Genomic DNA, 22,709 nt, shown 5'->3' with positions numbered 1-22,709 from the left:
TCTCCTATAACAACGCTTTGATAATTTCGATAATTTTTTCCGGTGACGGAATGTCCCCGCCGCATTCGCCATAAAACTCCACGGGCAGGCGGCCCTTGACACAGCGTTCCACATCCTCCACCATCTGGCCCATGCTCATCTCAATGCTGATGACCGCCTGGCAGCTTTCTTTGCCGGACGCGTCAAACACGGCTTTTTCCGGAAACGGGAACAGGGTTTTGGGCCGCAGCATGGCCACTTCGATCCCTTCTTCCTTGAGCATGTCAATGGCCGTGCGGCACACCCGGCTCATGGTGCCGTAGGACGTGATCAACACCTGGTAGTCCGTGTCGGCATTGACCAGTTCATACTGCACTTCCTCTTTTTTCATCTGCGCGTATTTGGCTTTTAACGCCAGGTTGTTGTCATTGAGGGCCGTGGGATCCAGAAACAATGATTTCACCAAATTGCGTTTTTTGCTTTTCCGGTGGGCCATGCCGTTGGTGGCCCAGTCATCTTTATTGCTGGGTTCGGTTTTTAAACCATCGGGGAACTCCACGGGTTCCATCATCTGTCCGATGAGCCCGTCGCCTAAGATCATGACCGGGTTCCGGTATTTTTCCGCCAGGGTGAACGCCTGCATGGTCATTTCCACGGCTTCCTGGACCCCGTCCGGCGCCAGCACCAGCAGGTGGTAATCCCCGTGGCCCCCGCCTTTGGTGGCCTGGAAATAATCGCCCTGGGAAGGCAGAATACCGCCGAGTCCGGGTCCGCCCCGCATGATATTCACAAACACGGCCGGGCACTGGGCTGCGGCAATATAGGACAGGGCTTCGCTCATCAGGCTGATGCCCGGGGAGGAAGAGGTGGTCATGACCCGCTCGCCGGCCCCGGCGGCCCCGAAAATCATGTATCCCACGGCCACTTCACTTTCGCCTTGAAGAAACACCCCGCCTTCTTCGGGCAGCCGTTTTGCCAGATATTCCGCCACTTCCGACTGGGGGGTGATGGGGTATGCAAAATAATTTTTACAGCCTGCCCGGATGGCAGCCTCGCCGATGGCCTCGTTTCCTTTCATCAATACCTTTGCCATTATTTTTTTCCTTGGTATCTGAAGTTAATTTTTTTAAAACCGTTGATCAGGCATCCTGGGTTTCAACAATCGTGATGGCCACATCCGGGCACATGGTACAGCAGATGCCGCATTTGATGCAGTCATCCGGCCGGGCCTGGAATACGGGAAAATGCCCTTTGGCATTGACCTTGTCTGTGATTTCCAGCACATGTTTGGGGCAGAATTGGACGCACAGCCCGCAGCTTTTGCAGCGCTCGTCGTCAATGATGTGTTGAAATGCCATGTATGTGACTCCTATGTTTAAGTTTTAAGTTTTAAGTGTTAAGTGTTAAGTGACTGGGTGGGGGGGCGCCGGTGGGTTTCCAGGGGGGGAGCAGGTGGCGGTCTAAGGTCAGCACGGGGCAGGTGATCCGGTTCAGGTCCAGCTGTGACCTGATCTCCGGGGTGGCAGTGATGAATTCCACGGGCAGGCCGGTGTGTGCCGACACCTGTTTGACCAGGTCATATCCCTGATATATGTGTGCCACGGACGTGTCATCCATCAGGTTGGCATTGGATACCAGGCCCGTGATGTTGATTTTACCGCTGGCTTCAATTCCCTTGCGGATTTTCAGGCACCCGGCCACATCCCCGGTAAAGGGCCGGAACGCGTTGATCACCTGGAGCATGCGCACGGGTTTGTTTTTGAGTACCGCTGCCAGAGAGGCCAGCACGGTGACCCCCACATCATCTCCGCCCGCATCCAGAATGGTGACATCCGCGGGTTGCCGGAGAATGTCCGCCACGGCCGGTGCCAGAATGGGCAGATCAGCAAACAGGTACTGGCGGTCCGGCAGCACCACCTGAATGCCCATGGCTTCCAAAGGGATTCTGGCCTCACGGGTTCTGAAATAGGGGTTGACCAGGTCCAGATCGGCAATGGCCACGGATTTGCCGGTTCTCCGGCACGCGGCTGCCAGATTGACGGCCGTTTCGGTTTTGCCGCTGCCGTAATTGCCGGCCACGATCACAATATCTGTAAAATCAATCGTCATAAGTGAGGGTTTGCCTTTTTAAATAAAACAGCTAAACCCTAATTAAACCAAATCAGGTTTTTTTTTGCAAATTGTTTTTTTACCGAAAATGGATTTAATCTGAAGACCCAACAATTTTTTTGACTTCTTCACATGTCAGGCGCCGGTTTTTTTGGGCACTCATTTCTTTGACAGCGGCGGTGATGGCCGGAATCCGGTCCGGGTGAAATTTAATTTGGTGACACTGCAGATATTTTTTCACCAAATGGTTGCCGCACAACAGGTTCAGGTGAAAATCCGGGGTGGTGCCGGCGCCGTATAAATTTTGGGCATGGGTGCCGGCCACATGGGTGTGGGCCGCCTGCCCGAACACAGGCGTTTTGGCATGGATCAGGCCCTGGCCGGTCTGTTGTTTGACAATATCGTCCACATATAAATAATATTCCCGGACCTGATCGATAGGGTCCCAGGCAAAGCGGCATGAGATATTCTGGTCCGTCAGGATCCGGGAGGTGAGATACAGGTCTCCGATGCCGTTGCGTTCCCCCATGCCGCACACGGAGGCCTCCAGCACGGTTGCCCCGGCCAGAATCCCCATGACAGAGTTGGCCGATGCCATGCCCAGGTCATTGTGACAATGGATGGAAACAGCCATATCCCCGGCCAGGGCCACGGCATCCCTGATCCGGTCCGCCACCTGGTTGGGCGCCATAATGCCCGATGTGTCGGGCAATGACAGGATGTCGGCCAGCCGGTTTCGGCATAAAAACCGGATACAGGCGTTGAATTGATCGGCCGGGGTTTTTCCCATGTCCAGCATGGCCAGGCTGATGACGGCATCGGGCCGGGCATTGCGGACAAAAGCGATGACAGGAATCAGTTCTGATAATTTTTTTTCCGATTCTTTGACCGTGGCATGGGAGGGCAGATGCAGGTGAAAATGGATGTCTTTGATGCCCGTGTCCACTAAAATTTTTGCATCCGGCAGAAACGCCCGCCCTAAACCCGCCACCTTGATGTTGAAATTATGACGCCGGGCATGATCAGCCAATGCTTTGACCATGGCGGCTTCCCCGGGATGGGCCGACGGGTATCCGGCCTGGCAGATGTCCACGCCCAAGGCTTCCTGAAATTCCAGGATTTTTATGCGCTGATCATAAGAAAACACCACGCCCTGAAACTGCATGCCTTCCCGAAGAGTCTGATCCATGACCAGAAATTGTTTCAAAACCGCTCCTTTGGCGGGTTGAAATACCCGTGGATCAGACGGGGAAACGTCTGTTTCAGCGATTCGATCAATGCCGCCATTCCCAGGGGCTTTCCACCGGGGGAAACCGCTTCCATGGTATCGACATACAGTCGGGGATCATAATTCAGGTTGCGCCACTGGATCATGTTGATGTCATGATTTCGGATGAATTCAAACAGGGCTGCCGCCTCTTTTTCAGAATCTGTGAACCCCGGGCAGTTCAGGTAGTTGACGGCCACAAATTTGTTGTGGGCCCTGGCCGTGTCAATGCTTTTGAGCACATCTTCCCATGCATAGGATTTGGGTCTGAAATACGCGGTATAGGTTTTTTGCCGCACGGAATTCATGGATACCCGCATGCTGTCCAGCCCGGTTTCGCACAGGGTTTTTACGTGTTCGGGCAGGCTGGCGTTGGTGTTCAGGTTGATGGTGCCCTGGCCGGTTTGTTCCCGGATCATTTGCACGGCCGGTACGATGGCTTTGTGTGCGGTCAAAGGTTCGCCTTCACATCCCTGGCCGAAGCTTACCACAGCTTTGGGGACCTGCCGGATATGTTCCAAAGCGACCTGGGCGATCTCTTGGGCTGTGGGTGTGAACGCGATGCGGTCCTGGCACGCATGCAGGCCGGGGCCGGGCTGTAAAGAGATGCATCCTAAGCAGTTGGCATTGCACACCCGGGAGGTGGGCAGGGGCGCTTCATAGCGCTGGAGAAAAAAGTTTTTCCCGGCCGGGCATCCATACTGCAATGCACAGGTTTCCAGATGCCGCATCAACCGGTTGTTCGGATATTTTTTCTGCATGTGTCCGACCCCCTGGACCACTTTGTTTCGGGGCATCTGCCGAAGGTCCTGCCGGGGTTCGGTATCCACCTGAATGGCCGCGGAACGGAAACGGCTACGTCCGAATCCCACGGCCCCGTATGAAAAAAGGGGTAAAGGCCCGGTATCGAACATCGCAAAATACGCACAGAAATGCCGGTTCACATATCCGGGGGAGTTGAACACGGCCACAGGAAATATTTTTTCATCCGGCGCATACGGGTTCCGGGTCAAGGTTTCAAACCGGTCCCGGTCCAGGTTGTAGGCAATCAACGCCCGGTCCGGCAGCATCATCAGTTCGCTGCCATGGGGCATAACAATCGTCTCTGACCGGGTCAGCAGCACAGGCATGTCCCCGGAAAAACCCACGGCCCCATATCCTTCCAGATCAAAGATGTCTCCGTTTTCCGCGGCTGCCACTGCCGTGAGAACCGGTGTGTTTAAAGCAGAAATACCCTACCTCCTGTTAAATGATTGGATCGGATTATAGATCAATGCCCGGGGGGGTGCAACCATAAACCATGGACTTACATTGATTTGATTTTTTTTAAACCACGAAGAGCACGAAGAAGCCCTTCTTCGTGCTCTTCGTGCTCTTCGTGGTAAAATAATTTGACGGTCATAAGTGCCCAAGATATATGGCTTGACGGTTTGAATGAATTCACCAGGAACAAACATGAAATTAAGTGTTGCCCAACCCAGCGGCTTGGCGCTATATTGATCGGGTCAAAAAATGAAATGGATCTTAAAAAGGAAATACCCATCCCATGTGTTTAGCCATACCTTCAAAAATTATCGAAATCCAGGGCACCCTGGCCAAAGTATCTGTGGACGGCGTGATCCGGGAAACCAGCCTGGCACTCATCGATGACGCGCAAATCGGGGATTATGTGATCGTGCATGCCGGGTTTGCCATCAGCAAGCTGGATGAATTCGCGGCCCGACAGACCCTGGAAGACATGCGCCGGATTTTGGCGGCGGACGATGCCCGTCAACTTTCGTCACACCCAGATGCCTGATTCCGACTGCATTGCCAGTCAGCTTGATATCAGCGGGGTGGTCCAGGGGGTTGGATTCCGGCCGTTTCTGTTTGCCCTGGCGGCCCGGCACAAGATTTCAGGAGAGGTTTCCAATACGGCCTTCGGGGTCCGGGCCCGGGTGGAGGGCTCACCTGCCAGCCTGACCCGGTTTGTGGAAGCGATCACGGCCCATCCGCCCATGCTGGCCCGGGTGGATGGGGTTCAAACCACGTCCGTGCCCGTCACAGGCGCCAGCGGCTTTAAAATCATTGCCAGCCGGACGGGGTCTTCCCGGGCAACCCTGATTTCACCGGATGTGTGTGTGTGCAACGATTGCCTCAAAGAGATGGAAAATCCTGAGGACCGGCGCTTCAGGTATCCGTTCATCAACTGCACCAATTGCGGCCCGCGGTTCACCATCATCGAAGACATCCCCTATGACCGGCCCCAGACCGCCATGAAACAGTTTGCCATGTGTCCGGACTGTCAGGCGGAATATGACAATCCCGCGGACCGGCGGTTTCATGCCCAGCCCAATGCCTGCCCCGTGTGCGGTCCCCAGGTGTTTTTAACCGACAGCAAGGGCCAAACCATTGCCGGGCCGGATACGGCCATCCACCAGGCCGGGCGCCTGCTGGCCCGGGGCAAAATTCTGGCGGTCAAGGGGCTGGGCGGGTTTCACCTGGCCGTGGATGCTAGTGATGATGCCGCCGTTCTTCGTCTGCGCCGGCGCAAGCACCGGCCCCACAAACCCTTTGCCCTGATGGCCCGGTCCGGATCCGCGGTGTCGGCGTTTGCGGATGTGTCAAAAGAAGAACTTCAGCTGCTGACCGGTTTTAACCGGCCCATTGTTTTGTTGAGAAAAAAAGGGTCTGATGCACAGACCGGACTGTCGCAAAAGATCGCGCCGTTGAATTCCTGTGTGGGCGTGATGCTGCCCTATACCCCTTTGCATTACCTGCTTTTGGATGCCGGGCCCAAAGTGCTGGTGATGACCTCGGGCAACCGGCCGGGTGAGCCCTTGTCCATTGACAATCAGGATGCGTTGGATGCGTTTTCCCATATTGCGGATTATTTTCTGCTCCACAACAGAGATATCTATTTTCGGGCCGATGACTCCATTGTCCGGGTTCAGGCCGGACAGACCCGGTTTATCCGGCGGTCCAGAGGGTATGCCCCGCTGCCGATCCCCTTGTCAGAAGATCTGCCTTTTGTGCTCGGGTGCGGGGCCGGCATGAAAAACACCTTGTGCCTGACCCGGAAGAATCAGGCGTTTTTAAGCCAGCACATCGGGGATCTGGAAAACCGGAAAACGTGTGATTTCTATGTTCAGACTCTGGATCATTTCAAGACCATTCTGGATATCACCCCGGAAATTGTGGCCCATGATCTGCATCCGGGATATATGAGCACCCGGTTTGCCAAAGACCATTTTGCTGAACAGATTCCCCGGGTGGCCGTACAGCACCATCATGCCCATGCCGTGTCCTGCATGGTGGAAAACGATCTGGATGAACCCGTGGTCGCCATTGTGCTGGACGGCACGGGACTGGGCACGGACGGCCATATCTGGGGCGGAGAAATTCTTGTGGCCACCCGCAAGACTTTTGTGCGCAAAGCCCATTTAAGATACCTTCCCATGCCGGGGGGGGATCAGGCCGTGCTGGCCCCCTGGCGCATGGCGGCTGCGGTGTTGTATACGGCGTTCGGCCGGAATTTTTCGGATCTGGATCTGCCGTTTATCCATGAGATGGATCCCCGCCGCCTGGATTTTGTCTGTCAGATGATGGAAAAAAAAGTGAACACGCCCCAAACCTCCAGTTGTGGCCGATTGTGCGATGCCGTGTCTTCCTTGCTGGGGATCCGGCATAAGATCTCCTATGACAGCCAGGCTGCCATGGAGCTGGAGGCTGTGGGGACAACAAAAGATTTTGCACCGGAACCGGCTTCTTATGCCTGTGAATTGCGGTCACCGGACCCGGCGGCAGATGGGGTTGAATGGATCATCGATGTGATCCCCGGTATCCGGGAAATAGTGGCTGATATCTGTGCCCGGGTCCCGGTGCAGCAGATCAGTCAACGGTTTCACCAGACCCTGGTGCATGGGTTTTTTCAGGCGGCGCACAGAATTGCCGCAGCCCACAGGGTGGATAAGGTGGTGCTGTCCGGCGGGGTGTTTAACAATGGTCTGATTTTCAATGCAATGATGGGGTCTTTAAAACAAGGCGGGTTGTCTGTTTACACCCATTCCCGGGTGCCGCCTGGAGACGGCGGGATTGCCCTGGGCCAGGCCGCGGTTGCCGGGGCCTTGTCAAAAGATCTTCCGGATTTTATAAAAAACAATGTTCAACCGGCACAGGAGGCGGTTTCATGGGATTGACATATCTGGAAAAATTCAGGGATCCGTCCCTGGCCAAAAATCTGGTGACAGCGATTCATAAAGAAAGCCGGCTTACCCTGCGGCTCATGGAGGTGTGCGGCACCCATACCATGGCCATTTTCCGGCATGGGATCCGGAATATTCTGCCTGAGACCATCACGTTGCTGTCCGGGCCGGGATGCCCTGTGTGTGTCACGGCACAAAAAGATATCGATGCGTTTGTGGCAGTTTCCCGGCAGCCGGATGTGATTGTCACCACGTTCGGGGATCTGATGAGAGTGCCGGGTTCCGGCACCACTTTGGCCGGGCAAAAAGGGGCGGGCGCGGATGTGCGCATGGTGTATTCCGTGTTTGATGCGGTCACCATTGCCCGGCAGAATCCGGAAAAACAGGTGGTGTTCTGTGCCGTGGGATTTGAAACCACCATTCCCACCATTGCGGCGGCCGTGCTCATGGCTGCAAAGGAAAAGGTGACCAATTTTTCCATATATGGGGCCAACAAACTGACCCCCCCGGCTCTGGCGGCGTTGATGACCACCCCAGGGGTATCCATTGACGGATTTATTCTGCCGGGGCATGTGTCCGTGATCACGGGTGTGGATGCGTACCGGTCCGTGTTCGAGACCCACAAGGTCCCGTCCGTGATCACGGGGTTTGAGCCCATTGACATCCTGCACGCCGTGCTGATGCTGGTGCGCCAGAATGAATCCGGTGTGCCGGCCCTGGAAAACGCCTATCCAAGAGCTGTGAGAGAATCCGGAAATCCCAAGGCCAGGGAGGTGATGCATCAGGTGTTTACCGTGGGTGACGCGGCGTGGCGGGGCATTGGGCTGATAAAAAACAGCGGCATGGAATTGAAACCGGATTTCAAGGCGTTTGATGCCGGGGCCCAGTTTGAGCTGAACCTCACAGACGTGGCCGAGCCCAAAGGGTGTGCCTGCGGAGAGATTCTCATGGGGTTGAAAACTCCGGTTGCCTGTGCATTGTACAAAAAAGTCTGTACCCCCATGACACCGGTGGGGCCGTGCATGGTGTCCAGTGAAGGGGCCTGTGCCGCATATTACAACTATGGATAAACAGGAACAACATAAAAATGAATGCAGAAACTAACAATACCATATTACTGGATCATGGTGCCGGGGGCAAAGCCTCCCATGCCCTGTTTTCCAAAATGATTCTTCCGCTGTTCAGCAATGAGTATCTGGACATGGGAGATGACGGGGCCGTGTATTCCGTGCCGGCCGGCCGGATGGCGTTTTCCACGGATTCCTATGTGGTGGATCCCATTTTTTTCAACGGCGGCAATATCGGGGATCTGGCCGTGAACGGCACGGTGAACGACATTGCCATGTGCGGGGCAATTCCTTTGTACATCAGTGTGGGACTGATCATTGAAGAAGGCCTGCCCATAAACGATTTTCAGGAAATCATCAAATCCATGGCAACGGCGGCAGACCGGGCCGGGGTCAAGATTGTCACCGGAGATACCAAGGTGGTGCCCCGGGGCAAGGCGGACAAGATTTTCATTAACACCTCGGGGGTCGGCATGATCCCGGAGGGCGTGAACGTATCCGGCAGCCGGGCACTTCCCGGGGACAAAATCATTTTAAGCGGCACCATGGCCGATCACGGGATTGCCATTCTCACAGCCAGGGAAGGCTTGACCTTTGACGGGGATCTTAAAACCGATTCCGCGCCCTTGAATCACATGGTCAAAATGATTCTGTCATCCGGGTGTGAGGTGCATGTGCTCAGAGATCCCACCCGGGGAGGGGTGGGCACGACCTTGAATGAAATCGCTTCCCAATCCGGGGTGGGAATGACATTGTTTGAAAAAGATCTGCCCATAAAAAAGCCAGTCAACGGGGTGTGTGAACTGCTGGGATTTGATCCCTTGTACATTGCCAACGAAGGCAAACTGCTGGCCATTGTGCCGGAAAAACAGGCGTCAAAGGTGTTGGATCTGATCAAGGCCGATACCTTCGGCAAAAATGCCGCCATTATCGGAGAAGTGACGGATCAGCGCCCGGGAAAGGTGTTTCTGGAAACCGCCATCGGGGGCCAGCGCCTGGTGGATATGCTCACCGGAGAGCAGCTGCCCCGGATCTGTTGATAAGACCGCTTGCCGGGAAAATAGATTCCCGGCAGCAATCTGAAAAGCGCATCCGGTGAATCCGGGACTTATCGGGTTTCCAGAATGTCTGTGATATGTTTTTTTGCGGCTGCCAGAAAATCCGGCATTGCATCGGCCAGGGGGGGGGTGAGGGAAGTGCCCCAGTTGATGGTATCCGGCTGTATGCCGATCACCCGCAGATAGGGACGATGGCCCCGCATCTGGGCCATGCCTAAAGAATCCAGCAGATCGATGTCATGCAACGACAGCATCTGTTTTTCATCTTTGCGCAGATCTTTTTCCTCCAGGCTGAAAATGGTGCCCGGCGGATGTTTCGCCCGGACAATATCCAGAACCAGAATATTTTCATATTCTTCAAACAGGTAAAAGATGTCCTGGGTAAAGGTGCCGCCATCGATGAAATCCACCTGTGGCCAGTCTTCTTTTTCCTTGAGCAGTTCATGCACGGCATGCACCCCGATGCCGTCATCCTGCATCAAAGTGTTGCCAACGCCTAATACCAGTAGTTTTTTCATAAATGTTGATGGGGTCAGGCCTGCGTTATTGTAGTTATTGAGGTCAATAACTACAATAACGCAGGCCTGACCCCGATTCCTTTATAAGGGTACGTCTACTTTAACGGTCCGACCGGTTTCTACGTCCAGCACGTGGACGGCGCAACCCAGTCAGGGGTCGAACGATCGTATGAGCCGCCCGACATTCACCGGACTGTTCACATCCGGCACGGGCACACCGATCAGGGCTTCTTCAATGGGGCCTCTTTGGCCCATGTCATCCCTGGGGTTGGCGTTCCAGATGGTGGCGGAAGTGATCTGGTAATTGGCGATTTTCTGATCTTTGATGTCAATGTAGTGGAGCAAAGCCCCTCTGGGCGCTTCGGTCATGCCAAGGCCTTGTGCGGAATCCGGAATCGGTGCCGGCACAAAGGTTTCCTTGCCGGGCTGGGCCTGGGCCAGCCATTCTTCCATGGCTGATGCAATCAGCGCGGTTTCTTCGGCTCTGGCCACATGGCGGCCCAGAATGGAGAAACAGGCGTCCCCGATATCTCTGAGCCGTGTCACGCCCAGTTCTTTCTGACCTGTGGCGGACAGCTCCGGGTTCGTGGCCCACATTCTGGCCAAAGGTCCCCCTTCATGGGGTTTGCCGTTGTACCGGGGGGCTTTGATGAAACTGTAAGCACCGGGTTTGTTGGGATTGGGCAGGGTTTTGCCTTCTGTGGGATTGAGCCCGGTGGTGGAATCCTCGAACCAGGAGTATTTCACATATTCCTTGATCATGGCCGGATCCACGGCATAGTCTTTGCCATCCGTGTAAACCCCGGGTTTCAGCAGGGTGTTGCCTTTGTTATCCAGAGGAAAGACGCCCCAGGAAACCAGGTTCTTGTGACCCACACCGGTTTTAAGCAGATCCCCGTAAGGGCCGGCCAGCAGGTACACGATGGGAACATATTTTTCCAGAATAAACTGTCTGACTTTTTTGAATCGTTCCGCATAAGCGTTCAGGGCTTCCCGGGTGGGGATTTCTGTGGAACCGCCCACCACGATCCCCTGGACATGGGGCATTTTACCGCCTAAAAGCGCCACCATTTCATGGCAGATTTTGCGGATTTCCAGGGCTTCGAGGTACTGACCCACAGCCACGTCATTGAGTTCTTTGGGCAGCCGCATGTCGTTGTTGGCATATCTGGGAATAAAAGGGGCCGTGTCCGGACCGTTGCAATAGTCCAGAGCGGCCAGGTGATAGAAATGCAGAATATGGGACTGCAGAAAGTTGGCGCCCAGAATCAGGTTTCTGGCGATACGGCCATTGTCCGTGAGTTCCACGCCGAATGCATCATCTAAGGCCAAAGCCGATGCCGTGGCATGGGCCGTGGGGCACACCCCGCAGATCCGCTGGGTGATCTGGGTGGCGTCCCTGGGATCTCTGCCGTACAGAATCTGTTCAAATCCCCGATACATGCCGCCGGTGATGTGGGCATCCACGACTTTTCCTCCGGCAACCTCCACTTCTGCTTTTAAATGACCTTCGATCCGGGTGACCGGATCGATGCCGATTTTTATTTTTTTACCGGTCTGAGCCGGTTCGGCCTGCGGTTGACAGCCTGCCATAATTAGACCTCCTTGAAATTGTCTGATTCGTTAATAGGCGGGTTCATAAAATGGGGACATGGCATCCGGAAAACCGGCTTCAACACACCCGATACACACGGCATTGTTCACACACCAGTTCAAACCGGAGTTCCATTTCCGCTGGTAGCAGTCAGCATAGGTGTCCGGGCCTTTGCATCCGAGATCCATGCGGCATCCTTTGGGATCTGAGAGTGTGGCAGCCATGAACGCGGCATCATAATCGTCAAGATGGGGGCAGTTGTCATGAATGTTTTCACCAAAGAACAGGGTGGGGCGGCCGTCATAATCCAGTTCCGGTATCCCTGCGTTGAGCAGATGGACAATGGATCCTACGATCCAGTCCGGATGGGGCGGGCACCCCGGAATGTTTACGACGGGTGTGGTGATGTCTTTTGATTTAAAAAAGTCTCTGACACCCGTGGCGCCGGTGACGTTCCCTTTGGCGGCCGGGATACCGCCGAAAGCGGCACAGGTGCCGACGGCCAGAACGGAACCGGCCATGGGAGCGAGTTCCTGAACCATGTCCACCATGGTGATTTCCCTGTGGCCGATTTCTCCTAAAATACAATACTTGCCGTCTGCAGCCACGGGGATGGCCCCTTCAATGACCAGAGAGAACCGGCCTTTGTATTCATTGGCCACTTCATACACATGGTTCATGGCCGTTTCCCCTTCACATTCACTGACAGTGGGGTGGAACTGAAGGCTGATCACCTTGAGCAGTACATCGGCAATGGATGGATCCACACTGTTGAGAAGAGATACGGAACATCCGGTGCATCCCTGTCCCTGGATCCACAGAACGGGATGACGTTCCAGCCCCTTTTCCAGGGCCTGGATCAACGCCGGGTTGAACACCTGGGAAATACCGATACCAGCGGCAGTTCCTGTCAGGGTTTTCAGAAAGTTCCGTCGGGAAATTCCTGCTAGTTTGGGTTGCGCATCCGGCAACGACTGTTTGTCTTTCACGGGCACCTCCTTGATGCGGTTAAAACGATTTGTCTTATGCTGATGGTTAATGACGGCCTATCATATAAGAAAACTATCGTTATGACGGTCTATCATCAGTGAAAGCTATAATGATCAAAACCGCTTGTCAACAATAAAAAAGGCAGGCATATAATTAAAACAGACCGGTTCAAAAACTTAAGTCAATATCCGGAATGGGCAGCAATTTTTTTTCAGGCCCCAGACATACCAGATCCAGGCTGCACGTGACGGCCGGGCGCTTTTTTCCGGGGCGCCAGGCCTCATGAAAAAAAACCAGTCGATACTCTCCCTGTTTTTCCCATCGGGTCCTGATTTCCAGAAGATCCCCGAAAACAGCGCCGTCATGAAATTTCAGTTCGGTTTTGTAGACCGCAAATCCAATGCCTTTGTTGTGCCACATATCGGATAGCGTGTCGATTCCGATGATGTCTTCTCTGGCCCGTTCAAAAAATTTCAGATAATTGGCATGATAGACCACACCGGAATGGTCGGTGTCTTCATAATAGACCTGGGCATGAAATATATGGGGCGTCGGCATCGTCATGTGTCAATGAGATATAAACCGGAGAGAAAAAAAAATCAAGCGCATGAAAAAAAGGCATCCGGCATCCATGAAAACCGTGAATTGCTCCTTTTTGGGTTGTCATGGGGAAAAACAATATTATAGTATAAGTCATTGACAATTGAAAAAATCCCAAATTACACAGCCGAGGTGATCTATGACCGATGATAACAGACCCATTACCCCTGAGATTGTGAACAGTGACGGGGAAGAGACTGAAAACACGGAAAAGGAACAGAATACCGGCGGAGGCCAGCTCGTCCGGCAGAGTCACAAGCCGGATATCCTGTACCTGGTGCCCATCACGGGCAGACCGCACCTGCCGGCCCAGGTCCAGCCGCTGGTGGTGAGCAAAAAACGGTGGGAACCCACCCTGGTCAAGGCGGTTAATGAATCCCATAACCTGCTGGGTTTGAGTTATTTCTCCGAAGTCAAAGGCAAATATGTGTACAAAGAAGATTTTCCTGAAGTGGGATGTGTGGTCCGGATTCTGAACATGGTGGAGGTGGACGGCAATATCCAGTTCATCGCCCAGGGCCTGGAGCGGTTCAAAATCAAGAAATTTTTGTCGGACAAGCCCCCGTTTGTGGCCCAGGTGGAATATTTCAAACCCCTGGAAGAAGATGAGGACAAGCTCAAAGCCTATGCCATTTCCATCATCAGTTCCATCAAGCAGCTGTTGTCTCTCAATCCCTTGTATTCAGAAGAACTCAAGCAGTATCTGGGCCGGTTCAGTCCGGATCAGCCCTCTCCGTTGACCGATTTTGCCGCCGGTATCACCACGGCGTCCGGGGATGTGCTTCAGGAGGTCCTGGAAACCGAATCTGTGATCGAACGCATGAAACATGTGCTCATGCTGTTGCAGAAAGAAATAGAGATCGCCAAGCTTCAGACCCAGATCCGCAAAGATCTCAACACCCAGGTGGATGAAAACAAGCGCAAATTCTTTCTCAAGGAACAGCTGAAAGCCATTCAAAAGGAGCTGGGCATCCAGAAAGATGACAAAACATCGGATGTGGACCGGTTCAAGGAACGGTTTGCCGAACTGGATCCGCCGGAACATGTGGTCAAGCGGTTTGACGAAGAGATTGAAAAACTGTCGGTCCTGGAAACCGGATCATCCGAATACGGGGTGACAAGAAATTACCTGGACTGGATCACCTCGTTTCCCTGGGGCGTGTATTCAAAAGACAATATTGACATTGATCGGGCGGAAAAGGTGCTGGACCGGGATCATGCCGGGCTGGCCGATGTCAAGGAGCGGATTATCGAATTTTTTGCCGCAGGCGTCTATAAAAAAGATGTGTCCGGCTCCATTATTTTGTTTGTGGGGCCGCCCGGCGTGGGCAAAACCTCCATCGGCAAATCCATTGCCGAGGCGTTGGGCAGAAAATTTTACCGGTTCAGCCTGGGCGGCATGCGGGATGAGGCCGAGATCAAGGGCCACCGCAGAACCTATGTGGGGGCCATGCCCGGCAAGATGGTCCAGGCCCTGAAAGACTCCAAAGTGGCCAATCCCGTGATCATGCTCGATGAGGTGGACAAAATCGGGGCCTCTTACCAGGGAGATCCGGCATCCGCGCTTCTGGAGGTGCTGGACCCGGAACAGAACGCCGAGTTTTTAGATCATTACCTGGATCTGCGTATGGACTTGTCCAAGGTGTTGTTCATCTGTACGGCCAACACCCTGGATACCATTCCCAGTCCGCTGCTGGACCGCATGGACCGCATCAATCTGTCCGGGTATATTACTGAAGAAAAAATAGAGATCGCCAGAAAACATCTGTGGCCCAAACTGCTCAAGCGTAACAAGGTGGCGGCCACCACCATCACCATCACGGATCCCACCATCCGGCATCTGGTTGAAGGCTATGCCAGGGAGGCCGGGGTGAGGGGGCTGGAAAAACAGCTCAACAAGATCATCCGCAAGAGCATTGTCACCATTCTCAAGGAAAAGAAAAAACGGATCCGGGTGACCATTAAATCCCTGGAAGAATATTTGGGGCCCCCCGTGTTCAGAAAGGAAGAACAGATGAAGGGGGTGGGCATTGCCACGGGCCTGGCCTGGACCGCTCTGGGCGGAGTGACTCTGCCCATTGAGGCGGTCAAGGTGCACAACAAGGGATCGGGCATCAAACTGACGGGAAAGCTGGGGGATGTGATGCAGGAGTCCGCCACCATTGCCCTGTCTTATGTGCGGGCCAATCCCAAGTTGTTCGGGATCGACCCGGAATATTTTGATGACGCGTTCATTCACCTGCATGTGCCCGAAGGCGCCACCCCCAAGGATGGGCCCAGTGCCGGGATCACCATTACCACGGCGTTGGTTTCTCTGGCCAGAGGTCAGGAGATTCCCCGTCCGCTGGCCATGACCGGTGAGATCACTTTGACCGGCAAGGTGCTGCCCGTGGGCGGGATCAAGGAAAAAATCATTGCAGCCCGGCGGTCCGGTATCCATGAGATCATTCTGCCTGAAGGGGTCAGCAGTGAATTTGAAAAACTGCCGGACCACATCAAGGAAGGGATCGATTTTTCCTTTGTAAAAGTTTACCGTGACGTGTTCAGGCGGGTGTTTGAAAAGTCCTGATTATTTGATTTTTTTTAACCACGAAGAACACGAAGATCACGAAGGAAGGACTTCTTCGTGGTCTTCGTGGTTAAACAGGCTGACGACTGTCAATTCTCAGATCAGGGCACGGATCCGTTCCCATCCTTCTTCAGGGATCTGGGCCCCGATCACCTGGCAGACTTCGTATCCGCAGGCAGATGCCAGCTGCCCGCTTTTTTCAATGGAAAATCCATTGGCAATACCGAAAAGAAACCCGGCAGCCCACAAATCACCGGCACCCGTGGTGTCTTTGGCCTCTTTCCCGGTCCTGGCATCGATCCGGGTGGTGGTGTTGTTAAATGAAATCAGGCTGCCCCGTTTTCCCAGTTTCAACACCCCGTAAGTGACATGGGCCGATAACGCCTTGAGCGCGTTTTTCTCGTCCGCGTAACCGGTAAAGGCTTCGGCTTCGTCCTCATTGGCAATCAGAATATCCACATGGTCTTTGATCAGGTCATCCAGGATTTCCCGGCTGGCATGGACCACTTCAAAACTGGCCAGATCCAGAGCGATCATGGCGCCGGCTTTTTTGGCTGCATGGACCGCCGCCATCATGAGTTCCGGATTGAACAGCAGATATCCTTCGATCATGGTGATGGCTGTATCCGCAAACAGCGATGCCGTGATCCGGTGGGGTTCCAGTTCCGTGGAAGCGCCTAAATAGGTGAACATGGACCGCTGGGCATCCGGGGTGATCACGGAGATCACGCTGCCTGTGGGAGACGGGGACAGGGTCAGTTCGGGCTCCACCCGGGCGGAACGTAATGCATCTTCAAACAGGGTGCCGAAGTTGTCATCTCCCCGGCGGCCGATAAACCGGGCTGTGCCTCCCAGCCGGCCGATCCCGATAATCGTGTTGCAGGCGGCCCCGCCCGGCACAATGGCCGGGGTTTTGTCGGTTTTGGCCAGAATGGCTTTGATATCAGCGGATTCCACCAGGGTCATGCCGCCTTTTTCTTTGCCCAGGTGTTTTAAAAAATCATCGGATTCATTGATCAGTATATCCACCAATGCGGATCCGATGCCGGTGATGCGTTTGCTGTATGGCTGGGTTGTCATATTTTTCTCCTCAGGTGTTTAAAAAATTGGCAGGTTGATACAGAGCATAGAAAATTGCGGCCAGGAATTCAAGGAGTTTTTATGTTCCCAGCAAAATATGAACATATATTGATATATTCCTGGATAACTATTGACAAATGCGTTTCGGTTCGGTATAAAAGGATTTCAATCATCACATTTGTGGATTAACCCATGACACAGTTTGTCCAATAATTTTTAACAAGGAGCGAAATATGTCAGACAACAAATCATATCTGTTTACATCTGAGTCCGTGACTGAAGGTCATCCCGATAAAGTGGCTGATGCCATATCCGACGGTATTCTGGATGCCATTATAGCGGAAGACAAGCATTGCCGGGTGGCCTGTGAAACTCTGGTCACCACCGGCCTGGCCATGGTGGCCGGCGAAATCACCACGGACTGTTACGTGGATATTCCGGAAGTGGTTCGAAGCACCATCCGGGAAATCGGATACAACTCTTCCACCATGGGATTTGACTGGAAAACCTGCTCCGTTGTGACCAGTATCGATCAGCAGTCCGTGGACATTGCCCAGGGTGTGGATGAAGGCGCGGGCCTGTATAAAGAACAGGGTGCCGGGGACCAGGGCATCATGTTCGGTTTTGCCACCAATGAGACGGAAGAGCTCATGCCCATGCCGATTTTATATGCCCATAAACTGACCAAACGGCTCACCCAGGTCCGGAAAAACGGGGCCCTGGATTTTCTGCGGCCCGACGGCAAATCTCAGGTTACCATTGAATATAAAAACGGCAAACCCCAGCGGGTGGATGCTGTGGTGGTCTCCACCCAGCATAACAATGACGTCACTTATGAAGAATTGAAAGACGCCGTGATCAAGGAAGTGATCCGGAAAATTATCCCCAAAGAGATGATGGACGGGGATACCCGGTTTTTTGTCAATCCCACGGGCCGGTTCGTCATCGGCGGACCCATGGGAGACTGCGGGCTCACGGGACGTAAAATTATCGTGGATACCTATGGGGGCCAGGGCAGCCATGGGGGCGGATGTTTTTCCGGAAAAGATCCCTCCAAAGTGGATAGAAGTGCCTCCTACATGGGACGGTATGTGGCCAAAAATCTGGTGGCATCCGGCATTGCCGACAAATGTGAAATACAGGTGGCCTATGCCATCGGTGTGGCCCAGCCCGTCTCATTGATGGTGGATTTCATGGGGACCGGAAAAATTCCTGAATCAAAAGCCGTGGATATTGTCAAAGAGGTGTTTGATTTAAGACCGTCCGCCATTATTGAAACCCTGGATCTGTTACGTCCCATTTACCGGAAAACAGCGGCTTATGGACATTTCGGCCGCCATGATCCTGATTTTTACTGGGAAAGAACCGACAAAGCCGATCAGATCAAAGAACTGGCCGGCATTTAATTTACGATCTGATCACAAGCTGGTTCGGGATCCGGTCCACACCGGATCCCGGCACCTTATCTTTTTCAAAACCATGCAGATGATCGTCGAACATTCGCAATACACACACAAAAAAAGAGGAGTTTTACAACATATGTTACAGCAAGCCAAATCCCCATTTTATATTGATCTTGATCATTCATTGAAATACAAGGTCAAAGATATCAACCTGGCCGAAGAAGGCATCCTGGACATGCAATTGTCTGAAAAAGAGATGCCGGGCCTGATGGCCATCCGGGAAAAATACGGCCCTGAAAAACCGTTCAAGGGCCTGAAAATCATGGGCAGTCTTCATATGACCATCCAGACGGCCATGCTCATCGACACCCTGTATGAACTGGGAGCCGACATCCGGTGGGCATCCTGCAATATTTTTTCCACCCAGGACCATGCGGCCGCCGCCATTGCCAAAAAAGGAACGGCCGCCGTGTTTGCCTGGAAGGGTGAAACCCTGGAAGAGTTCTGGTGGTGCACGGAACAGGCCCTGCTCTGGCCGGATGGTTCCGGCCCGGACCTGATTGTGGATGACGGCGGGGACGCCACCTTGTTTATCCATCAGGGCGTGAAAGTGGAGAAAGATCCGTCCATTCTGGAACAGCCCACCCACAGCCAGGATGAACGCTGTCTTCTGGACCGGTTGAAAGTTTCCCATGCCAAGGATCCGGAAAAATGGACCAAGATCGCTGACAAGATCCGCGGGGTGTCTGAAGAAACCACCACGGGTGTTCATCGTCTGTACCATCTGGCCGCTAAAAATGAACTGCTGTTTCCGGCCATCAATGTCAATGATTCGGTGACCAAGTCCAAGTTCGACAACCTGTACGGGTGCCGGGAATCCCTGGCCGACGGTATCAAGCGGGCCACGGATGTGATGCTGGCCGGTAAAACCGTGGTGATCGCGGGTTATGGAGACGTGGGCAAGGGGTGTGCCGATTCCATGAAAGGATACGGCGCCATTGTTCTGGTCACGGAAATCGATCCCATCTGCGCGTTGCAGGCCGCCATGGAAGGATTTGAAGTGGTGACCATGGAAGAAGCCGCCACCCGGGGGGATGTGTTTGTCACGGCCACGGGAAATTACCATGTCATCCGGGGCGAACATATCGCTGAAATGAAGGATGAGGCCATTATCTGCAATATCGGTCATTTTGACAATGAAATTGAAATGGCATATCTCACAGACAACCCCAGGGCCGAACGCATCAAAATCAAACCCCAGGTGGACAAATGGGTTCTGGAGTCCGGACGTTCCGTGATTGTGCTGGCCGAAGGCCGGCTGGTGAATCTGGGATGCGCCACCGGACACCCCAGTTTTGTGATGAGCAACAGTTTCTCCAACCAGACCCTGGCCCAGATCAAACTGGCGTCTGAAAAACTGGAGAAAAAAGTGTATACACTGCCCAAGGAACTGGATGAGGAAGTGGCCCGGCTGCATTTGAAGAACCTGTCCGTGAAACTGACCGAATTGACCCAGGAACAGGCGGATTATTTAGGTGTTCCCGTTAACGGGCCTTATAAATCCGATCTTTACCGGTATTAATAATCTGACAGATCATTTTTAAGTTCACGCATGCCGCTGGTATGCATGACACATGATGGATACACAGCCCGGCTGCCGGAAATTTTTTTCCGGCAGCCGGGTTTGTCATTTTCAGTCATCCTTTTTCTGGTCCCAGAATTCACGGCTTTCTTTTAAAATATCATCGATGTCATCATCTAAAATGTCATCCTCGTCCAGATCGTCCTCGTCCAGATCGTCCAGTTCGGCTTCCGGTTCACCTGAAAGCGTGGGTTCCGCCAGATCGTCGTCATCCGGCAGAAGTGCCAGATCATCTTCATCGTCATTTAAATCATCCATGGTTTTTTGTTCAGACGCGGAAGAGGCGGGCATGGTTTCATCGGATTTCGAGGTATCAGGGATGAAATTGCCCTGCCGGTCAAACAAAAGGCTGCCGCTTAATTTGAGATCAAAATCCAGCTGAAAGGCGATCTGGTTGTTGTGCACCACGATCTGCCCTCCTTTGGATGCAAATGAGGTTTCAGCCATGCGATCCATGAGAATTTTCTTGACAGTCTCTAAATCCAGATGTTTTTGTACCGCTGCAATGAGGTTTTTTTCTCCGGTTTGAATGATTCCGGGGTCGGTGATTTTCATGGCAATATTTCCTTAAATGGGTTAAAGGGCCGGTTACGACATTCTCATAAGGATCATGACAATCCGACCCACGATTTTATAAACGTCCTTTTTTGACAATGGCCACCAGAAGCCAGATCCCCATGATCCCGCCCGCCAGAAATCCGGCGATGCCGATGACCGATACCCCGAACAACATGGGCGGGACATCGGAATTGATGACAATGGCGGATCCTAAAATCAACGCCGCAATAATAATGGAAAACGAGATGCGGTTGCTGGTCTGGTCCTGATGGACGATCAGTTTGTCCAGCCCTTGAATGTCAATGAGAAGTTTCATTTTTCCCTGGCGGACCAGTCGCAATATTTCCAGGGTATCTGTGGGTAGATGCTGAATCAGTTTATAGGATTCCCTGGCAAGTTCCATCATCTCTTCAGCCAGTTTTGACGGCGAAAACTTTAAAAACCGGGCCGTGGTGACATAGGGCGCGGCATGCCCCAGCATATTGAAATCCGGGTCCAGTTTCCGGGCCACGTTTTCAACGGAAACAAATGCTTTCATCATCAAAAACAGATCCGGCGGAATTCTCAGGCTGTGGAGGGTACAAAGCCCGATGAACTGGTTGACCATTCGACTGGTTTTGATGTCTTTCAAGGATTTGGTCAGATGAACCGATATAAACAGGGCCACGTCTTTTTCCAGCCGGATCATATCGGGGTGGGTTTCATAGTCGCACAGGTCGCATAAGACACGGGCCGCCCGCCTGGCATTGTGTGTGGCAACCGCGTGAATGATATCCACAAACAGTTCCCGGGTGCTTATGTCCAGAAAACCGGTCATGCCGAAATCCACGGGACATATCCGGTTGTTTTCCATGATAAAGATATTTCCCGGGTGGGGGTCGGCATGGAAAAATCCATGCTCAAACACCTGTTTCATGATGAAATCCGCGCCCCGCCGGGTAATGCGTTTCCGGTCCAGACCGGCCCGGTCAATGGCATCGATATCACTGGCCTTGATACCGTTGATGAACTCCATGGCCAGCACCCGTTCAGAAGATACTGATGGGAAGACTCCGGGTATGTGGATGGTTTTGTCATGGCGGAACTGGCGGGCCATCTGTTCCATGCTGGCGGCCTCGATGGTATAATCCAGTTCTTTTTCCATGGTTTTGGCAAATTCTTCCACAATTTTCACGGGCCGGTAAAACGCCACTTCTTGGATGTTTCTTTCCATGATGCCGGCCAGATGATGGATGATCTCCAGGTCGGCTTCAATGATTTTTCTGATGCCCGGGCGCTGGATTTTGACGGCCAGCCGGTCCTCACCCGTGACCGATGCCCGGTGCACCTGACCGATGGATGCACAGGCAAACGGGATTTCATCCATGGAATGAAACACCGCATCCCATGGTTTGCCGAATTCCGCGGCAATGGTTTCTTTGACCTGATCAAATCCAAAGGCAGGGATCTCATCCTGGAGTTTGGACAGCTCATTGACCAGGTCCATGGGAATTAAATCCGGCCGGGAGGACAACACCTGCCCCATTTTGACAAATGTGGGACCCAGCTCCTCTAAAGCCATGCGGATCCGCTGATTCCGGGACAGTTTTTCCACCCGTTCATGGGGGTGGTAAAACGGAATCAGTTTCAGGCCGGATTCAATGTACCGGTCAATGTCCAGGGCACCCAGGATGTTGTCGAAACCATACTTGAGAATGATGCCGATGATCTGCCGGTACCGGATCAGATTCCGGTACCGTTTTCCCACAGTACCTATTTTTTTGATGCTGAGCATGAAAACACGGTATCAGTCTCTGGCTTCTATTTTTTTGACCAGATCGTCAATTCGGGTATTCAGATCCCGGATGTCAGCCCGGGTGGGAAGATCCAGCCGTTTGAGTATTTTTTCCACGGTTTCTTCCATGCGCCGGTCCAGTTTCACTCTGGCATCCTCGTATCGATGCTGGCATTCTTCCAGAAACTCTTTGGCTTCCGCCTGGCTCATCTGGGTGGATTTGGCCAGTTCTTCGGCCAGTTCTTTGATCTCGGATTTGGAACGCAGGGCCATGCCCACGCCGGTGAGCAGACTTTTTTTAACATATTCAAACATGA

General features: G+C 53.2%; 20 protein-coding genes. 7 read left to right on the top strand and 13 right to left on the bottom strand.

The annotated features are described in order from the left end of the window. Positions 1 to 4: 4 nt before the first annotated feature. From vorB to K365_RS0115505, 5 genes are all read right to left on the bottom strand, one after another. A complete protein-coding gene (gene vorB, locus K365_RS0115525) occupies positions 5 to 1,072 on the bottom strand; it encodes a 3-methyl-2-oxobutanoate dehydrogenase subunit VorB (protein WP_006968281.1) in 1,068 nt (355 codons plus the stop codon). Positions 1,073 to 1,118: 46 nt separating this feature from the next. Further along, a complete protein-coding gene (locus K365_RS0115520; RefSeq protein ID WP_024335315.1) occupies positions 1,119 to 1,337 on the bottom strand; it encodes a 4Fe-4S dicluster domain-containing protein in 219 nt (72 codons plus the stop codon). Positions 1,338 to 1,368: 31 nt separating this feature from the next. Continuing rightward, positions 1,369 to 2,088, bottom strand: a complete 720-nt coding sequence (locus K365_RS0115515) for a nucleotide-binding protein (RefSeq protein ID WP_024335314.1) — start codon at positions 2,086 to 2,088, stop codon at positions 1,369 to 1,371. Positions 2,089 to 2,182: 94 nt separating this feature from the next. Next, entirely contained in the window at positions 2,183 to 3,295 is a 1,113-nt protein-coding gene (locus K365_RS0115510; RefSeq protein WP_024335313.1) for a hydroxymethylglutaryl-CoA lyase-like TIM-barrel protein, read from the bottom strand. Continuing rightward, complete coding sequence (locus tag K365_RS0115505; RefSeq protein WP_034625049.1) at positions 3,292 to 4,554, bottom strand: radical SAM protein; 1,263 nt, start codon at positions 4,552 to 4,554, stop codon at positions 3,292 to 3,294. The genes K365_RS0115510 and K365_RS0115505 overlap by 4 nt, the downstream gene beginning before the upstream one ends. A gap of 347 nt (positions 4,555 to 4,901) precedes the next feature. Here K365_RS0115505 and K365_RS0115500 point away from each other — a divergent pair, with 347 nt between their 5' ends. From K365_RS0115500 to hypE, 4 genes are read left to right on the top strand one after another with little or no spacing between them, the layout of a single operon-like run. Then, complete coding sequence (locus tag K365_RS0115500) at positions 4,902 to 5,153, top strand: HypC/HybG/HupF family hydrogenase formation chaperone (protein WP_024335311.1); 252 nt, start codon at positions 4,902 to 4,904, stop codon at positions 5,151 to 5,153. Further along, complete coding sequence (gene hypF, locus K365_RS0115495) at positions 5,119 to 7,533, top strand: carbamoyltransferase HypF (protein ID WP_029725401.1); 2,415 nt, start codon at positions 5,119 to 5,121, stop codon at positions 7,531 to 7,533. Before K365_RS0115500 ends, hypF begins: the two co-directional genes overlap by 35 nt. After that, positions 7,524 to 8,609 carry a hydrogenase formation protein HypD gene (gene hypD, locus K365_RS0115490; protein WP_024335309.1) on the top strand — a complete coding sequence of 362 codons (1,086 nt, stop codon included), beginning with the start codon at positions 7,524 to 7,526 and terminating at the stop codon, positions 8,607 to 8,609. Before hypF ends, hypD begins: the two co-directional genes overlap by 10 nt. A gap of 17 nt (positions 8,610 to 8,626) precedes the next feature. Beyond that, a complete protein-coding gene (hypE, locus tag K365_RS0115485; protein WP_024335308.1) occupies positions 8,627 to 9,646 on the top strand; it encodes a hydrogenase expression/formation protein HypE in 1,020 nt (339 codons plus the stop codon). Positions 9,647 to 9,714: 68 nt separating this feature from the next. Here hypE and hysD read toward each other — a convergent pair whose 3' ends face one another. The 4 genes from hysD to K365_RS0115465 all read right to left on the bottom strand — a co-directional run bounded on the left by hysD (position 9,715) and on the right by K365_RS0115465 (position 13,324). Continuing rightward, positions 9,715 to 10,182: a NiFeSe hydrogenase maturation protease gene (gene hysD, locus K365_RS0115480; RefSeq protein WP_006968272.1), complete on the bottom strand. Its 468-nt coding sequence runs from the start codon at positions 10,180 to 10,182 to the stop codon at positions 9,715 to 9,717. 150 nt (positions 10,183 to 10,332) lie between these two features. Next, positions 10,333 to 11,775, bottom strand: a complete 1,443-nt coding sequence (gene hysA, locus K365_RS0115475; protein WP_024335307.1) for a NiFeSe hydrogenase large subunit HysA — start codon at positions 11,773 to 11,775, stop codon at positions 10,333 to 10,335. Between the two features lie 30 nt (positions 11,776 to 11,805). Continuing rightward, positions 11,806 to 12,765, bottom strand: a complete 960-nt coding sequence (gene hysB, locus K365_RS0115470; RefSeq protein WP_006968270.1) for a NiFeSe hydrogenase small subunit — start codon at positions 12,763 to 12,765, stop codon at positions 11,806 to 11,808. Positions 12,766 to 12,934: 169 nt separating this feature from the next. Next, on the bottom strand, positions 12,935 to 13,324 hold the full coding sequence (locus K365_RS0115465; RefSeq protein ID WP_281167793.1) for a YbgC/FadM family acyl-CoA thioesterase: 390 nt from the start codon (positions 13,322 to 13,324) through the stop codon (positions 12,935 to 12,937). A gap of 181 nt (positions 13,325 to 13,505) precedes the next feature. On the opposite strand from K365_RS0115465, the gene lon reads away from it, so the two are divergent. Then, positions 13,506 to 15,935 (top strand): endopeptidase La, encoded by a 2,430-nt coding sequence (lon, locus tag K365_RS0115455; protein ID WP_024335305.1) that lies wholly within the window; start codon positions 13,506 to 13,508, stop codon positions 15,933 to 15,935. Positions 15,936 to 16,031: 96 nt separating this feature from the next. On the opposite strand, the gene K365_RS0115450 is transcribed toward lon, so the two are convergent. Further along, on the bottom strand, positions 16,032 to 17,015 hold the full coding sequence (locus K365_RS0115450; protein ID WP_024335304.1) for an adenosine kinase: 984 nt from the start codon (positions 17,013 to 17,015) through the stop codon (positions 16,032 to 16,034). A 233-nt stretch (positions 17,016 to 17,248) separates the two neighbouring features. On the opposite strand from K365_RS0115450, the gene metK reads away from it, so the two are divergent. Both metK and ahcY read left to right on the top strand, forming a co-directional pair. After that, a complete protein-coding gene (metK, locus tag K365_RS0115445) occupies positions 17,249 to 18,421 on the top strand; it encodes a methionine adenosyltransferase (protein WP_024335303.1) in 1,173 nt (390 codons plus the stop codon). 133 nt (positions 18,422 to 18,554) lie between these two features. Then, a complete protein-coding gene (gene ahcY, locus K365_RS0115440; protein WP_024335302.1) occupies positions 18,555 to 20,000 on the top strand; it encodes an adenosylhomocysteinase in 1,446 nt (481 codons plus the stop codon). 111 nt (positions 20,001 to 20,111) lie between these two features. Here ahcY and K365_RS0115430 read toward each other — a convergent pair whose 3' ends face one another. The 3 genes from K365_RS0115430 to K365_RS0115420 form a co-directional block, all read right to left on the bottom strand. After that, positions 20,112 to 20,615 (bottom strand): hypothetical protein, encoded by a 504-nt coding sequence (locus tag K365_RS0115430; RefSeq protein ID WP_024335301.1) that lies wholly within the window; start codon positions 20,613 to 20,615, stop codon positions 20,112 to 20,114. A gap of 76 nt (positions 20,616 to 20,691) precedes the next feature. Then, complete coding sequence (locus K365_RS0115425; RefSeq protein ID WP_024335300.1) at positions 20,692 to 22,392, bottom strand: ABC1 kinase family protein; 1,701 nt, start codon at positions 22,390 to 22,392, stop codon at positions 20,692 to 20,694. Positions 22,393 to 22,404: 12 nt separating this feature from the next. Beyond that, entirely contained in the window at positions 22,405 to 22,707 is a 303-nt protein-coding gene (locus K365_RS0115420) for a phasin family protein (protein WP_006968261.1), read from the bottom strand. Positions 22,708 to 22,709 lie beyond the last annotated feature (2 nt).

Origin of the sequence: Desulfotignum balticum DSM 7044 (assembly GCF_000421285.1) — a bacterium.
Taxonomy (GTDB): Bacteria; Desulfobacterota; Desulfobacteria; order Desulfobacterales; family Desulfobacteraceae; genus Desulfotignum; species Desulfotignum balticum.
Note: the sequence above shows the minus strand (reverse complement) of the source record. Positions and strands in the feature narration are given on the sequence as shown.

Bases quoted from the DNA above. Each gene is read 5' to 3' on its own strand.
- vorB (WP_006968281.1), bottom strand. From the start codon at position 1,072: ATGGCAAAGGTATTGATGAAAGGAAACGAGGCCATCGGCGAGGCTGCC.
- K365_RS0115520 (WP_024335315.1), bottom strand. From the start codon at position 1,337: ATGGCATTTCAACACATCATTGACGACGAGCGCTGCAAAAGCTGCGGG.
- K365_RS0115515 (WP_024335314.1), bottom strand. From the start codon at position 2,088: ATGACGATTGATTTTACAGATATTGTGATCGTGGCCGGCAATTACGGC.
- K365_RS0115500 (WP_024335311.1), top strand. From the start codon at position 4,902: ATGTGTTTAGCCATACCTTCAAAAATTATCGAAATCCAGGGCACCCTG.
- hypF (WP_029725401.1), top strand. From the start codon at position 5,119: ATGCCCGTCAACTTTCGTCACACCCAGATGCCTGATTCCGACTGCATT.
- hypD (WP_024335309.1), top strand. From the start codon at position 7,524: ATGGGATTGACATATCTGGAAAAATTCAGGGATCCGTCCCTGGCCAAA.
- hypE (WP_024335308.1), top strand. From the start codon at position 8,627: ATGAATGCAGAAACTAACAATACCATATTACTGGATCATGGTGCCGGG.
- hysD (WP_006968272.1), bottom strand. From the start codon at position 10,182: ATGAAAAAACTACTGGTATTAGGCGTTGGCAACACTTTGATGCAGGAT.
- hysA (WP_024335307.1), bottom strand. From the start codon at position 11,775: ATGGCAGGCTGTCAACCGCAGGCCGAACCGGCTCAGACCGGTAAAAAA.
- K365_RS0115465 (WP_281167793.1), bottom strand. From the start codon at position 13,324: ATGCCGACGCCCCATATATTTCATGCCCAGGTCTATTATGAAGACACC.
- lon (WP_024335305.1), top strand. From the start codon at position 13,506: ATGACCGATGATAACAGACCCATTACCCCTGAGATTGTGAACAGTGAC.
- K365_RS0115450 (WP_024335304.1), bottom strand. From the start codon at position 17,015: ATGACAACCCAGCCATACAGCAAACGCATCACCGGCATCGGATCCGCA.
- metK (WP_024335303.1), top strand. From the start codon at position 17,249: ATGTCAGACAACAAATCATATCTGTTTACATCTGAGTCCGTGACTGAA.
- ahcY (WP_024335302.1), top strand. From the start codon at position 18,555: ATGTTACAGCAAGCCAAATCCCCATTTTATATTGATCTTGATCATTCA.
- K365_RS0115430 (WP_024335301.1), bottom strand. From the start codon at position 20,615: ATGAAAATCACCGACCCCGGAATCATTCAAACCGGAGAAAAAAACCTC.
- K365_RS0115425 (WP_024335300.1), bottom strand. From the start codon at position 22,392: ATGCTCAGCATCAAAAAAATAGGTACTGTGGGAAAACGGTACCGGAAT.
- K365_RS0115420 (WP_006968261.1), bottom strand. From the start codon at position 22,707: ATGTTTGAATATGTTAAAAAAAGTCTGCTCACCGGCGTGGGCATGGCC.